At 52.1% G+C, this 14,467-nt stretch carries 12 protein-coding genes; 8 read left to right on the top strand and 4 right to left on the bottom strand.

The annotated features are described in order from the left end of the window. Nucleotides 1–64: 64 nt before the first annotated feature. Both pldB and yigL read left to right on the top strand, forming a co-directional pair. Nucleotides 65–1,102 carry a lysophospholipase L2 gene (gene pldB / locus A8F97_RS20760; protein ID WP_033072246.1) on the top strand — a complete coding sequence of 346 codons (1,038 nt, stop codon included), beginning with the start codon at nucleotides 65–67 and terminating at the stop codon, nucleotides 1,100–1,102. Between the two features lie 48 nt (nucleotides 1,103–1,150). Continuing rightward, entirely contained in the window at nucleotides 1,151–1,951 is an 801-nt protein-coding gene (gene yigL, locus A8F97_RS20765; protein WP_014701752.1) for a sugar/pyridoxal phosphate phosphatase YigL, read from the top strand. 98 nt (nucleotides 1,952–2,049) lie between these two features. On the opposite strand, the gene glpT is transcribed toward yigL, so the two are convergent. Then, a complete protein-coding gene (gene glpT / locus A8F97_RS20770; RefSeq protein WP_014701751.1) occupies nucleotides 2,050–3,399 on the bottom strand; it encodes a glycerol-3-phosphate transporter in 1,350 nt (449 codons plus the stop codon). A 320-nt stretch (nucleotides 3,400–3,719) separates the two neighbouring features. Here glpT and glpA point away from each other — a divergent pair, with 320 nt between their 5' ends. The 3 genes from glpA to glpC are packed head-to-tail and all read left to right on the top strand — an operon-like array spanning nucleotide 3,720 to nucleotide 7,850. Further along, the gene (gene glpA, locus A8F97_RS20775; protein ID WP_025919643.1) at nucleotides 3,720–5,390 is read left to right on the top strand and encodes an anaerobic glycerol-3-phosphate dehydrogenase subunit A; all 1,671 of its coding nucleotides are present in this window, start codon (nucleotides 3,720–3,722) and stop codon (nucleotides 5,388–5,390) included. Then, nucleotides 5,380–6,642: a glycerol-3-phosphate dehydrogenase subunit GlpB gene (gene glpB, locus A8F97_RS20780; RefSeq protein WP_033072245.1), complete on the top strand. Its 1,263-nt coding sequence runs from the start codon at nucleotides 5,380–5,382 to the stop codon at nucleotides 6,640–6,642. Before glpA ends, glpB begins: the two co-directional genes overlap by 11 nt. Beyond that, on the top strand, nucleotides 6,639–7,850 hold the full coding sequence (glpC, locus tag A8F97_RS20785; protein ID WP_015731385.1) for an anaerobic glycerol-3-phosphate dehydrogenase subunit GlpC: 1,212 nt from the start codon (nucleotides 6,639–6,641) through the stop codon (nucleotides 7,848–7,850). Before glpB ends, glpC begins: the two co-directional genes overlap by 4 nt. Nucleotides 7,851–8,289: 439 nt before the next feature. Here glpC and A8F97_RS24965 read toward each other — a convergent pair whose 3' ends face one another. Beyond that, nucleotides 8,290–8,424 (bottom strand): hypothetical protein, encoded by a 135-nt coding sequence (locus tag A8F97_RS24965; RefSeq protein ID WP_257785655.1) that lies wholly within the window; start codon nucleotides 8,422–8,424, stop codon nucleotides 8,290–8,292. Between the two features lie 383 nt (nucleotides 8,425–8,807). Here A8F97_RS24965 and A8F97_RS20790 point away from each other — a divergent pair, with 383 nt between their 5' ends. Together A8F97_RS20790 and A8F97_RS20795 are read left to right on the top strand one after the other, a co-directional pair. Beyond that, nucleotides 8,808–9,125, top strand: a complete 318-nt coding sequence (locus tag A8F97_RS20790; protein WP_033072244.1) for a LysR substrate-binding domain-containing protein — start codon at nucleotides 8,808–8,810, stop codon at nucleotides 9,123–9,125. Between the two features lie 154 nt (nucleotides 9,126–9,279). Beyond that, nucleotides 9,280–9,975, top strand: a complete 696-nt coding sequence (locus A8F97_RS20795) for a pirin family protein (RefSeq protein WP_014701745.1) — start codon at nucleotides 9,280–9,282, stop codon at nucleotides 9,973–9,975. A 58-nt stretch (nucleotides 9,976–10,033) separates the two neighbouring features. On the opposite strand, the gene A8F97_RS20800 is transcribed toward A8F97_RS20795, so the two are convergent. Together A8F97_RS20800 and A8F97_RS20805 are read right to left on the bottom strand one after the other, a co-directional pair. Then, nucleotides 10,034–11,830 carry a glycoside hydrolase family 3 N-terminal domain-containing protein gene (locus A8F97_RS20800; RefSeq protein ID WP_014701744.1) on the bottom strand — a complete coding sequence of 599 codons (1,797 nt, stop codon included), beginning with the start codon at nucleotides 11,828–11,830 and terminating at the stop codon, nucleotides 10,034–10,036. A gap of 647 nt (nucleotides 11,831–12,477) precedes the next feature. After that, a complete protein-coding gene (locus A8F97_RS20805) occupies nucleotides 12,478–13,071 on the bottom strand; it encodes a YhgN family NAAT transporter (RefSeq protein WP_014701743.1) in 594 nt (197 codons plus the stop codon). A gap of 290 nt (nucleotides 13,072–13,361) precedes the next feature. Here A8F97_RS20805 and asd point away from each other — a divergent pair, with 290 nt between their 5' ends. Next, complete coding sequence (gene asd / locus A8F97_RS20810; RefSeq protein WP_033072243.1) at nucleotides 13,362–14,465, top strand: aspartate-semialdehyde dehydrogenase; 1,104 nt, start codon at nucleotides 13,362–13,364, stop codon at nucleotides 14,463–14,465. Nucleotides 14,466–14,467: the final 2 nt, after the last annotated feature.

The following is a 14,467-nucleotide window of genomic DNA, read 5'->3' on the forward strand; positions in this document are numbered from 1 at the left end:
GTGATCTACTGCTTGTCATGTGCTTCCGCTAGCTTTGTTTTCCCTGCGTCACCGGAGAGGTGTGATGATTCAACGCCCCAATACGTTGTTTGCGTCGGAACGGTTAACGCCTGAATCGTTAATGACCAGTCTGCTGACGCGAGAAGCGCAATTTGCCGCGTTTGCGACAGGAGAATTACTGGATTTCTGGCGTCAGCGCGAAGAAGGTGAATTCTCTGGCGTGGATGCTGTGCCAATCCGGTTTGTTCGTTTTACCGCGCCCCAGCATGACAAGATTGTTGTTGTCTTTTCAGGCCGTATCGAAAGTTATGTCAAATACAGCGAAGTGGCTTACGATCTCTTTCATTGCGGCTATGATGTGCTCATCATGGATCACCGTGGGCAAGGGCGATCTGGACGGATGTTGCAAGATGGTCACCGTGGACATGTGTTGCGTTTCAGTGATTATGTCGATGATGCCGAAACGTTGTGCCAGCAACACATTGACGTTAAGCGATATACCCGACGGTTTGCGTTAGCCCATTCCATGGGGGGCGCGATTCTGGCACAGCTCCTGGCTCGCCAACCCGCGACGTTTGATGCGGTGGCACTGTGCGCGCCGATGTTCGGCATCCGTTTACCGCTTCCGCACTGTGTTGCTGGGTGGATTGTCGATTGGGCGGAGCGCCGTCCGGCGATACGTGATTATTACGCTATTGGCACCGGACAGTGGCGTCCTTTGCCTTATCGGATGAATGTGCTGACGCACAGCCGTGAGCGCTACCAGCGCAGCATTCGCTTTTATGCGGATTCGCCGGGTTTGCGCGTAGGTGGGCCAACTTACCATTGGGTGCGCGAAGCACTACAGGTGGGAAAGCAGTTGCTGTCACAGGCTAGCAGCATCACCACGCCGCTTCTGCTATTGCAGGCGCAAGACGATCGCGTGGTAGATAACCGTAGCCAGAATGCGTTTTGTCAGGCAGTGACACAGAACGAGAACGCCAATTTTGACGGCGTTTTGCAGGTTATCTGTGGTGCGCGGCATGAAATTCTCTTTGAAACGGATCACCTCCGCGCTCAGGCATTTGCGCTGATTTTTTCGCACTTTGCGCGTTATCATTAATTTTTGCGGCGTGTGCCGCCATTACACCAGAAGTGAGATCTCATCGTTATGTACCATGTTGTTGCGTCCGATTTAGATGGCACACTGCTGTCACCTGACCACTCGCTGTCCCCGTATGCGAAAGAAACCCTCAGGCTGCTGACGGAGAAAGGAATTCACTTTGTGTTTGCTACCGGACGGCACCACATGGATGTCGCGCAGATCCGCGATAATCTCGGCATCAGCGCGTTTATGATTACCTCGAATGGCGCGCGTGTTCACAACTCGCAGGGCGAACTGATTTTCAGCCACAACCTGGATCAGGATATTGCCCGCGACCTTTACAGCGTCGTACACACGAATCCCGATATGCTGACGCACGTTTACCGCGATGATGACTGGTTTATGAACCGTCCGCGTGCTGAAGAAGAGCGTTTCTTCAAAGAGTCGATCTTTAAATACAAGCTGTTTGAACCCGCACTGCTTGAGACCGATGGCATCAGCAAAGTGTTCTTTACCTGCGATTCCCATGAACAGTTGCTGCCGTTGGAAGAAGCGATCAACGCGCGTTGGGGCGATCGGGTCAACGTGAGCTTTTCGACGCTCACCTGTCTGGAAGTAATGGCGGGCGGCGTGTCTAAAGGCCATGCGCTGGAGCAGGTTGCGAAGATTATCGGCTTCTCGCTCAAAGAGTGCGTAGCGTTTGGCGATGGCATGAACGACTATGAAATGCTGTCGATGGCGGGTAAAGGTTGCGTCATGCAGAATGCGCATCAGCGCCTGAAGAATTTACTGCCGGATCGCGAAGTGATTGGTTCTAACGCGGACAGCGCGGTGCCGAATTACCTGCGGGAATTGTTTCTGAAGTAACTTATCACCAAGGACGATCTCGACGTGCTGGGTGAGGCGGTGGGGTTGGATGATGCGCGGCGTAGCAGGTACGCCGCGCAGAAAACACACGTCAACTGTTAGGCGCGATTAGCTAACTCAGCTTTATGCTTTTTCTCATTCAGCATAACAACAATCAGCAGAAGTACAGCCATAATGCTGCCGCCGATCATCACCATGAAGCCGCCGTCCCAACCGAAGAAGTCAACGGTATAGCCAACGATGGCGCTGGCGGCAACGGATCCGCCGAGGTAGCCGAACAGGCCAGTGAAGCCCGCTGCGGTACCGGCCGCTTTCTTCGGTGCCAGTTCCAGCGCGTGCAGACCAATCAGCATAACCGGGCCGTAAATCAGGAAGCCGATGATGATCATACACGCCATATCCACACCCGGATTACCGGCTGGGTTCATCCAGTAAACGACGGTGGCGATGGTGACAAGTACCATGAAGAACACGCCTGTTGCGCCACGGTTGCCTTTGAAGACCTTATCTGACATCCAGCCGCACAGCAGCGTACCTGGAATACCCGCATATTCGTACAGGAAGTAAGCCCAGGACGATTTATCCAGTGCGAAGTGTTTAACTTCTTTCAGGTAAGTCGGTGACCAGTCGAGGATGCCGTAACGCAGCAGGTAAACGAAGACGTTGGCGATAGCGATGTACCACAGCAGCTTGTTCGGGAAAACGTACTGCATGAAAATCTGCTTAGCCGTCAGTTCTTCTTCGTCTTTTTCATTGTAATCAACCGGATAGTCGTTTTTGTATTCTTCGACTGACGGTAGACCACAGGATTGCGGGGTATCACGCATTAGGGCAAATGCGATTAGCGCAACCAGGATCGCGGCGAAGGCCGGCATGTAGAGTGCGGCTTTCCAGTCGTTAAACCAGGCCATACCCAGCAGGAACAGCAGAGGCGGAAGCCCTCCACCGACGTTATGGGCACAGTTCCATACGGAGACAATACCGCCACGTTCTTTTTGTGACCACCAGTGAACCATGGTGCGCCCGCACGGTGGCCAGCCCATTCCCTGGAACCAACCGCACAGGAACAGTAAGACAAACATGACTGCAATGCTGGAGGTTGCCCACGGTACAAAGCCCATGAATAGCATGACAGCAGCCGCCAGAATCAGACCAGCAGGCAGGAAAACCCGTGGGTTGGAACGGTCAGATACCGAACCCATGATGAATTTGGAAAAGCCGTAGGCGATAGAGATACCGGACAGCGCAAAGCCAAGGTCACCACGCGAGAAGCCCTGCTCAATCAGGTAAGGCATAGCCAGTGTGAAGTTTTTACGTACCAGATAGTAGGCGGCGTAGCCAAAAAAGATCCCCATGAAAATCTGCCAGCGTAGGCGGCGATAGAGGGGATCGACACGATCCTGCGACACGCGTGGCTGGTGGGCGGCGGGCCTAAAAATACTCAGCATAGATATCTCCAATGCGAAAAAAAACGATAGCTTTTTTGTTCTATTACGAACGTTATTGTAAGGGGATAGCGTGCAAATGAGTGTGATTCATGACGCTAATGTTACACTTTTATGAAACTGTGACGATTTTTGCGCTCATGTTAACAGAATAGGAAAATTCCACAGTGCGGTTTTAGTGATGTAAATCACACTTATTGTTTTTAAACTCGCATTTATTTTCGTTTAGTGCTCGTTTTTGCTCTTTATCAAACATTAACCCTCCTTTTTGTGTCCCAATAGCAACATATATACCCTCTATATCCTCCGCCTGGAGCGAGAACATGAAGCAAAATACTGGGAACTGGCGTGAAACTGACGTGGTTGTCATCGGCGGTGGGGCGACGGGGGCGGGTACGGCACGGGACTGTGCCCTGCGTGGGCTGCGCTGCCTGTTGCTTGAACGCTATGATATTGCGACCGGAGCGACCGGGCGTAATCACGGCTTATTACACAGCGGTGCCCGCTATGCGGTAACCGATGGCGAGTCTGCCCGTGAATGTATTGAAGAGAACCAGATCCTCCGGCGGATCGCCCGCCATTGCATTGAGCCAACCGACGGTCTGTTTATCACCTTGCCGGAAGACGATCTCGGTTGGCAGACGCAGTTCATTACCGCTTGCCAGCAGGCGGGGATTGGCGCGCAGGCGCTTGACCCGCAGGAAGCGCTGCGGCTGGAGCCGGCGGCAAACCCTACATTGATTGGTGCGGTTCGCGTGCCGGATGGCTCTGTCGATCCTTTTCGCCTGACGGCGGCCAATATGATTGATGCCTGTGAACACGGCGCGGAAGTCCTAACCTATCATGAAGTTATCGGGCTGATTCGTCAGGGCGATCGTATTACCGGCGTGCGCGTTTTCGACCATAAAAAAGGTGTAGAAACAGAAATATATGCGCAGGTGGTGGTCAATGCTGGCGGTATCTGGGGGCAACACATTGCGGAATATGCCGATCTGCGCGTGCGCATGTTCCCGGCAAAAGGTGCGCTGCTGATTCTTGGGCACCGTATCAACAATATGGTGATCAACCGCTGCCGTAAACCGGCCGATGCCGACATTCTGGTGCCGGGCGATACCATTTCGCTGATTGGCACTACTTCAACTCACATCGACTACGATCAGATCGACAATATGCTGGTGACGCCTGCCGAGGTAGAAACGCTGATGCGGGAAGGCTCAATGTTGGCACCGTCGCTGGCAAGCACGCGAATTCTACGTGCCTATGCGGGCGTCCGTCCGCTGGTTGCCAACGATAGCGATCCTAGCGGGCGTAGCGTGAGCCGCGGCATTGTGCTGCTCGACCATGCCAGCCGCGACGGACTGGAAGGATTTATCACCATCACCGGTGGCAAGCTGATGACCTACCGCCTGATGGCGGAATGGGTGACGGACGCTATCTGCACAAAATTGGGTCATAACGTTGCCTGTTCGACGGCACAGACGCCGCTGCCCGGTTCTGAGTCACTGGAGGAGGTGAAAACCGCTCCTCATGCTTTATCAGCGTACCCTGCGGCAAAACCGCTCTCTGCGCCACTGCGCGGTTCGGCGATTTATCGCCACGGCGAACGCGCTGGAAGAATGCTGTCCGGTGAACGTCTGGACCGTAGTCTGGTGTGCGAATGTGAAGCGGTGACGGCGGGTGAAGTGCGCTACGCCGTGGAGTCGTTGCAGGTGAATAACCTGATTGATTTACGTCGGCGCACTCGTGTCGGTATGGGCACCTGTCAGGGGGAATTGTGCGCCTGCCGTGCGGCAGGCTTGCTATGCCGTTTGGGCACCGCGACGCCGGAACAGTCGCTCACGCAGCTCAGCCAGTTTTTGAACGAACGCTGGAAAGGGATTCGCCCGATTGCGTGGGGCAATGCGCTGCGTGAAAGCGAGTTTACCAGTTGGATTTATCAGGGATTGTGTGGTCTGACAGCCAGCGACAGTCAGGAGGATCGTCATGCGCTATGATGTTGTGATTATTGGTGGCGGGCTGGCGGGGCTGACCTGCGGTATTCGTTTATCGGAGCAGGGAAAACGCTGCGCGATTGTTAGCGCAGGGCAGAATGCACTGCATTTTTCGTCCGGCGCGCTGGATTTACTTTCCGATCTTCCTGACGGGCAGCCCGTTAGCCAGCCGCTTGCGGCACTGGACGAGTTGGCGCGTCAGGCTCCTCATCATCCTTATTCCCGTATGGGCGCGGCAGCGGTATCGGCCTTGTTACCACAGGTGGAAGCATTGCTGGATCGCTGCAATATCACCCTGTTGGGCGACCATCAGCACAATCACTGGCGTATGACGCCGTTAGGTAAATTTCGTGCATGCTGGCTGAGCCCGGTTGACGGCGTCACGCGTGGCCTGCCGGATTCCTGTTTTGGTGACAACCCACTCATTGCCGGTATTGAAGGCTTTCTGGATTTTCAGTCCCGTATTGTTGCTGGCACGCTTCAGACGCAGGGTATCGCGGCACGTAGTGATGAACTCAAGCTGCCCGTGCTGGATCGGTTACGGCAAAACCCCAGCGAATTCCGTGCAGTAAATATCGCCCGTGTGCTCGATCGACCGGAAAATCGCGCGGCGCTGGTGGAAGAGTTATCGCTTCTGGCCAACGGTAACGATGCCATCATCATGCCCGCCTGTCTGGGGCTGGATCGCCCTGAGATCGTGCGTGAACTGGCTGATACGTTAGGTAAACCGGTGCTGCTGTTACCGACATTACCGCCGTCGGTACTCGGGCTACGGTTACATCAGGCGCTGTCACAGCGTTTCCGACAACTGGGTGGCATGGTGATGCCGGGCGATCGCGCGGTGCGCGCATCGCTGTCGCCGCAGGAGATCGCAGTCCATAGCCACCATCACCGTGATATTCCGCTGCGGGCGAAGCATGCGGTATTGGCGAGCGGAAGTTTCTTCAGTAACGGGCTGGTGACACAGTTCGATCGGGTGACCGAACCCGTCTTTGGGCTGGATGTTCGGTTTGCTGAACAGCGTGAGGATTGGAGCCAGCAGGACGTGTTTTCGCCGCAGCCCTATATGCAATTTGGTGCGATTGTCGATGAACATCTGCATCCGCGTATCGGGGGAGAAACGGTCAACAATCTGTATGCGATTGGCGCGGTGCTGGAAGGTTTCGACCCCATTGTGCAGGGATGTGGCGCAGGGGTTTCCTTGCTTAGTGCGCTCCATGTTGCCGAACAGATTTTGAAGGAGGGCAATCTATGAGCTTGCTTAGCGATAACAGTTTTGAGGATTGCATCAAGTGTACGGTCTGTACCACGTACTGTCCGGTTTCGCGCGTGAACCCGCTTTACCCAGGCCCGAAACAGGCTGGGCCGGACGGCGAGCGCCTGCGGCGCAAAGATCCTGCGCTGTACGATGATGCGCTGAAATACTGCACCAACTGCAAACGCTGTGAAGTCGCGTGCCCGTCGGATGTCAAAATCGGCGACATTATTCAGCGTGCGAAAGCGACACACAGCAGTCACAAGCCGACGCTGCGCGACGCGATTCTGAGCCATACCGACCTCATGGGGTCGATTGCTACGCCGTTTGCGCCGTTGGTTAATACGGCTACCAGCCTGAAACCGGTGCGCCAGTTGTTGGATAAAGCGTTGAAAATCGACCATCGTCGCCAGTTGCCGAAATATTCGTTCGGTACGTTCCGACGCTGGTATCGCCAGCAGGCAGCAAAGCAACAGGCCTATGATGAGCAGGTCGCGTACTTCCACGGCTGCTATGTGAACTACAACCATCCACAGTTGGGTAAAGATCTGGTTCAGGTCTTTAACGCGATGGGGATTGGCGTCCAGTTGCTGAATAAAGAGAAGTGCTGTGGTGTGCCGCTGATCGCCAATGGTTTTCACGACAAGGCCAGAAAGCAGGCACACGCGAATATCACGTCGCTGGATGAGGCGATCAATCATAAATCTCTTCCGGTGGTCGCGACATCATCCAGTTGTACGTTCACGCTGCGGGACGAGTATCCGCATCTGCTGGGCGTAGACAACGGGCACGTGCGCGATGGTATCGAACTGGTGACGCGACAGCTCTATCGTCTGTTGGAAGAGGGAGGGCGAACGCTGCCGCTGCGCAAACTGCCGCTGCGGGTGGCGTATCATACGCCTTGCCATCTGGAACGCATGGGCTGGACGGCGTATACCTTAGCGTTGTTGCAACGTATTCCCGGTCTTGAACTGGTGATGCTGGATTCCCAGTGCTGCGGTATTGCGGGCACCTACGGCTTTAAGAAAGAGAATTACGCCACCTCGCAAGGCATTGGCGCTCCGCTGTTCCAGCAGATTGAAGAAAGCGGAGTTGATATCGTGGTGACGGACTGTGAAACCTGTAAATGGCAGATTGAGATGTCGACCAGCAAACGATGTGAACACCCAATCACGCTGCTGGCAAGGTCATTAGCACAGCCAGAGTAACAAGCAAAAGCGGAACAAAACGGGTAATGCAGGTCACGTAATCCTCATTTTAGGAGAAACACGGAGATGAGGTTCCCGCAGGGATACCTCGCCCCGTGTTTCTCGGTTTTTAAACGATCGGTATTAAGCCAAACGCGCTGTTCTGCGGTCCGTATTGAGAATAAGAATTTATCGCAAAAAGAACTTTACAAGTGCGAATGATAATGATTATTATTGCTGTGCGTTCCGGGGGACGATGTCATGTACCTGAGTTAATGGTGTTCACGACGATACGGCTTCCCTGTGAAGGCACGACATTGCTCACATTGCTTCCAGTATTATTTAGCCAGCTCGGGTGCTGGCTTTTTTTTTGTCATATTTTTTTGATTATCAATAGAAATGAGCCACTACCTCACTATCCATAAACGGTAATCTCCAAAATTACCCTGCCGTAAGATCATTAGCTTGAAGCATTAGCCGTGATGACAGGCGGTAGCCAGCTACGATAGCCAAAGGCACGGCGTCCGAACACAATCAACGCAATCCCGAATATCAGTGCTGCAACCAAAATTATGGCGATAATTTGCAGAGGCATGAAGCTACCGCTGGACCTAACACCATGGTTATCTGATCGACGCCTTGCAGCATGGTATGGGTTTTAGGCAACGCGTCGGGCGAGATATGACGTGGCAGTAGGGCATCAGTGGCAACAAAGTTAAGCACATAGGCCACCGATAGCAGAGCCATCATTGTGGCTAGGGCTGGAAACGTGGCTTGTGGGGACAGGTAGAGAGCGACAAAAGTCACTATCATCAATACCGCACGAACCGCATCGACATTAAAGAAGATGAAACGGGGCTTAATGCGGTTCATTGCCTAGGTATTTGTCGGTGACTGCAATGGCACGATGATAATCTCCCTGATTAATCACCTCGACACTTACCTCTTGTCTGGCCGTAACATACTCTTCTTTTGGCCATGGTGAGTACGCGCATACCGCTGGAGGCTCGGAGTGCTCCTGCCAGCACGCGTTCACGAAGCGCAAATTCGCCTCCTAACAATATTTTCTTTCCTAACGATTCACAGTTTCGCGGCGAGTGGTGCTTCTGGCTACATGATCAAACGGAAAGCGTGCTGCTTACCCCAAGGCTGATGATCAATAACAGTGATGCGATGATTGATGCGATATTGCAGGGCGTGGGTATAGCACTGATTCCAACGTTTATCGCAAATAGTTATTTGCTGAACGGTCGCTTGAAACGCGTGTGTTTATTGACGATTTTATGGCGTGGTTGAAAACGAAATAGCTAAGAGACGGGGATGTTCATAATATGCCCCGCCAACCTTTCATCCCGTTCTGATTTTTCGAACAGAGCGGTGAGTTTTTTGCGCTATCTTATTTACCACCGCCCGTTACACTTTCCTTATCAGAAACGCAGGAGGAAAGAACATGATCTATTTACGTCAAGCGCAAGATCGCGGACATGCTAATCACGGCTGGCTCGACAGTTGGCACACGTTCTCATTTGCCGATTATTACGATCCTGATTTCATGGGATTCTCAGCACTGCGCGTGATTAATGAAGACTTTATTGAAGGTGGTCAGGGTTTCGGCACGCATCCGCATAAAGATATGGAAATTTTGACCTATGTCTTGTCCGGTGCGGTTGAGCATCAGGACAGCATGGGAAATAAAGAGCAGGTGCCAGCGGGCGAATTCCAGATTATGAGCGCGGGAACGGGCATTCGTCATTCTGAATATAACGCCAGCAAGGACGAACAACTGCACCTGTATCAAATTTGGATTATCCCGGAAAAAACCGGGCTGACGCCGCGCTACGAGCAGAAGCGTTTTGATGTGCTTCAGGGGCGTCAACTTGTGCTGTCCCCGGATGCGCGTGAAGGTTCGCTGAAAGTTTTTCAGGACATGACGCTATGGCGCTGGGCACTGAAAGCGCAGGAACAATCGGTGTATCAGATTCAGGCTGACCGTCGCGTTTGGGTTCAAGTGGTACGCGGCAGTGTAGAGATTAACGGCCAGAAAGCGGAAACCAGCGATGCATTTGCGGTTTGGGATGAAACGGCGATTTCCGTACACGCCAGCGCAGACAGCGAAATTCTGCTGTTTGATTTGCCGCCGGTATAACGATGGCGAAGACGTTAATAAGCCCGCGTAGAAAGGACGCGGGCTTATTTCAGCCACATTACCAGCTCAGCCCAAACCCTCTAGAAAATGCCACCGTACCGGTATTCGTCTCCACATCGTAGTTTTGCCAGATATTGACCGGGAGTTTCCCCTGTGGCGCGAGCTTACCTGTCAGCACCTCTGCCAAAGATATCATCGAGTGACCACGCCAACTACCGTTGTCATACCCGTAATAGGAATATGTCGCCACAGCAGCGTTAACGTCACCAGCGTAGCTGATAATGTCATACGGTGCGCGTAGTGAAAGGTGAACGCGCTTTTTCCCCAGATCGGCAGCATGTCGTAACCAGTTCGGGTAGGGGGTATTCGCGACCCCGTCCTTTGCTTTTTCAGTGGCAGTTTCATCCTGCTCAACTGGTGTAAAGCGGGTTGACAACGTTCCGAGAAGAAATACGTCACAGTTGGAAATATGATCTCTGACTTGGGCATCGGTCAGTTCCGTTTCCTTTGCTGCAACCACATTTAGGTATCCCTCCTGTGTCATAACGGCTGCAATGCCTTTGGCCTGCTCTCCCCAGGGGGTCAGGATAAAATAGCGCAGGGTCTTGTCTCTTAATGGCAGCAGTGATTGCTGGTTGATCACCACAGTTATGGAACGATCGGCAATGTGTTTTTCTACCTCGTATCCCCGTGTAGAAGAGGTGTCAGCGATGGTTGGTTTTTTCTCACATAAAAGGTGATACCGTGCTTTGAGGGTTAAAATTCGCTCTACCGACGCATCAATCTCGGCTTCTCTGATGTTCCCTTTCTTCACCATGTCCACAATATGCTGGATCAAGTCTGGCAAGAGTTTGATCTGATCGGGAGATGAAATGCTGATGGGCATCAGGGCTATATCCACGCCAGCGGTGAACACCTGTCGGACGGCTTCTTCCTGACTGAAATGATCGGCAATCGCGCCCATATCCAGTGCATCTGAAATCGTCACACCAGCATAGCCCAACTCACCGCGCAGGATATCAGTCTGGATCGCATATGACATGGTTGCAGGCACCGTAATTTTTTCACCGTTACGTGTAGTAACCTGAGAGTTATCCAGTGCCGGATACTGAATATGAGCCGTCATGACCATATCCGGCACCGTCTGGCTATCAATAGCCCGCTTATAAGGCATGATATCGATGGCAAAGGCGTCTTTTCGTGAGCGGTCGACACGGGGCAGACCAGTGTGAGAATCCGTAGATGTGCTGCCGTGTCCCGGAAAATGCTTGTAAGCGGTGATCAATCCTTGCTGTTTCATGCCTGCCGTCATTTTTTCCGCCACACGATAAACGGTGTCCGCGTCGTCGCTGAAAGCACGCACGTTAATGACCGGGTTGAAAGGGTTGGTGTTGACATCAACGACCGGTGCAAAGTTGGTATTGATATGCGTAAAAAGCATGTCTTGTGCCATCAGACGGCCCTGTTCGCTGGCAATCTGTATATCAGCTCCTCCTTCAATCGCTGCGGATAGCGCCATATTACCGGGAAATGATGCATAATCGCCGCGTGGTAGGCGAAAAACGTTGCCCCCTTCGTTATCTGTGCTAATGAATAATCGGACGCCACCACAGGTTTCCATCGCGGTATACCAAGCTGTCAGTTTTTTAATTTGCAGCTTATCTTTCAGATTGTTGGCAAATAGGATCACGCCACCAATATGGTGATCCGTGATTAATTTTCCTATCGCGTCATCGGGAATCGTCATGTCCTGATTACTTTTTCCCGTTGAATTCCAGTAGCGAAAATCCAGCATGAGTTTTTGTCCGATTTTCTCTTCTAATGTCATTTGGTTTATTTTCTGTTTAATATTCATAAAATATTTCCTTTTTCAGGTTAAGGTTTAATGACAGTAAAATAATATGTAAGTGCTATACCCGTCATACTTCAAGTTGCATGAACGTTGGCTACGTTCAGTCGCCGGAATCACTTATTCAAGTAAGCTCATCCCTTCGGGGTCAGAGTAAGCGCTGTTCAAAAACGCCTTGCCGTTTTTTCCTGAAACTCTAATTAGTTATGGTATATAACGTCACATGTCATTTTTTGATATTCAGATATCAGACAGCAATATTCTGACAATCGATTAGATAGGGTGTAAAAAAGAGTGAATATTAATATTAATTAATAACGTGTTGAATATTTAGGCGTGAAGCAATGGACAGTCAGCATTAAAATTAGCTAAAGCATTATTATTAACATGGGTAATTAAAAGCCATCTCGTACTTTCTGGAACACGTAAATTATTCCCCTTCTCCTTTCGTTATCCTTTTTTTACTAGATTTAGGGCACTGTTTTTCAAGCGATTTTAGTCGATGATGAAGAGGAGAATATCCGTTCTCTAGGATGTTTATGACCGCGTTGGGATTACCAACATAACGGTAAGCCGCTATTTGCGTAATCCCGCTTAGGTGTCGACTGCGTTGCAGGAAAAGATCGCAGGCTTCAGTTATCCTAGCCCCAGTTTTATAACTTCATGTAAGCACGGATACCGTCGAGGAACATCTGCGTCGATAGCATCACCAGAATCAGCCCCATCAATTTCTCCAGCGCACTCACGCCTTTCTCACCCAGCAAACGCAAGAACAAATCTGACATCAGCAAGATGATGAAGGAGATCGTCCAGGCGATAAACAGCGCCAGCGTCAGGTGGGGTAACTGATCCGGATACTGGTGGGAAAGCAGCATCAGCGCTGCGAGGATCGACGGCCCTGCGACCAGCGGAATCGCCATCGGCACCAGAAACGGTTCTTCTCCGGCTGGCAGACCGCTGCTGTTGCCTTCCTGCGAGGGGAAAATCATCCGAATCGCGATGAGGAACAGCACGATACCGCCGGAAATGGATACGGTTTCGGTGCGCAGATTCAGGAACGCCAGAATGTGTTCACCGGCGAACAGGAAAATCAGCATCAGCCCGAGTGCGATCAGCATTTCGCGGATCAGCACCACACGTCGGCGTTTGGGGTCGAGGTGCTTGAGTACGGACATGAAAATCGGCAGGTTGCCGAGTGGATCCATAATGAGCAACAGCAGCACCGTTGCGGAGATCATTTCTGTCATGTTAGTTGTTGCTCCTGTTACCTGACCGTGGCGGCGATATTATGTACTGGTCGCGATTCTTATCGTGAGTCAGGTTGATGATATTAGAATGACTGCTGAAAAATGCCGTACTATCGAATAAATTCACTTGCGACTTTATGTACATTTTGTAAGGTTGAATGACACGATAATTTACAGGTTTACGACACGACACGCGCAACCTCTGCGGCAGATCACTGAGTCAGCAATAACTACGCGCTATTGACGTTAGCCGGAATTCTTTTTGTTACCCCCAAAGCAGGACAGTTACCATGAAAAATGTTGGTTTTATTGGCTGGCGCGGTATGGTCGGCTCGGTTCTCATGCAGCGCATGGTGGAAGAACGCGACTTTGATGTGATTCACCCGGTATTCTTTTCAACGTCTCAGCACGGTGAACCCGCACCCGCACTGGGCGGTCATCAAGGCGTGTTGCAGGATGCTTATAGTATCGAAGCATTGCGTGCGCTGGACATCATCATTACCTGTCAGGGTGGCGATTATACCAATGAAGTGTACCCAAAGCTGCGTGAAAGTGGCTGGCAGGGTTATTGGATCGACGCCGCATCCTCGCTGCGTATGAAAGATGACGCGATTATTATTCTGGACCCGGTTAACCACGGGGTGATTCAGCAAGGTCTGGATAAAGGCATCAAAACCTTTGCTGGCGGTAACTGTACCGTCAGCCTGATGCTGATGTCATTGGGCGGTCTGTTTGCTAATAATCTGGTGGAGTGGGTGTCTGCTGCGACGTATCAGGCTGCCTCTGGCGGTGGTGCGCGTCACATGCGTGAGTTGCTGGCCCAGATGGGGGAGTTGCACGGTGAAGTCGCGAAAGAATTACAGGATCCGGCTTCTGCGATTCTGGATATCGAGCGTAAAGTCACGGCGCTGACCCGTAGCGGTTCGCTGCCGACTGATAACTTCGGTGTGCCGTTGGCAGGTAGCTTGATTCCGTGGATCGACAAACAGTTGGATAATGGCCAGAGCCGCGAAGAGTGGAAAGGTCAGGCGGAAACTAACAAAATTCTGAGCACCAGCAGCGTGATTCCAGTTGATGGCCTCTGCGTGCGCGTCGGCGCACTGCGCTGTCATAGCCAGGCGTTCACCATCAAATTGAAGAAAGACGTGGCGCTGCCGGAAATTGAACAACTGCTGGCTACCCATAACGACTGGGTGAAAGTGGTGCCGAACGATCGTGACATCACCATGCGTGAGTTGACCCCTGCTGCGGTAACGGGCACGCTTTCCACGCCGGTGGGTCGTCTGCGTAAGCTGAACATGGGGCCGGAATATCTGTCCGCCTTTACGGTTGGCGATCAGTTGCTGTGGGGAGCCGCTGAACCGCTGCGCCGTATGCTGCGTATCCTGCTGTAATT

It is taken from the genome of Pectobacterium parmentieri (assembly GCF_001742145.1).
In the GTDB taxonomy this organism is placed as follows: Bacteria; Pseudomonadota; Gammaproteobacteria; order Enterobacterales; family Enterobacteriaceae; genus Pectobacterium; species Pectobacterium parmentieri.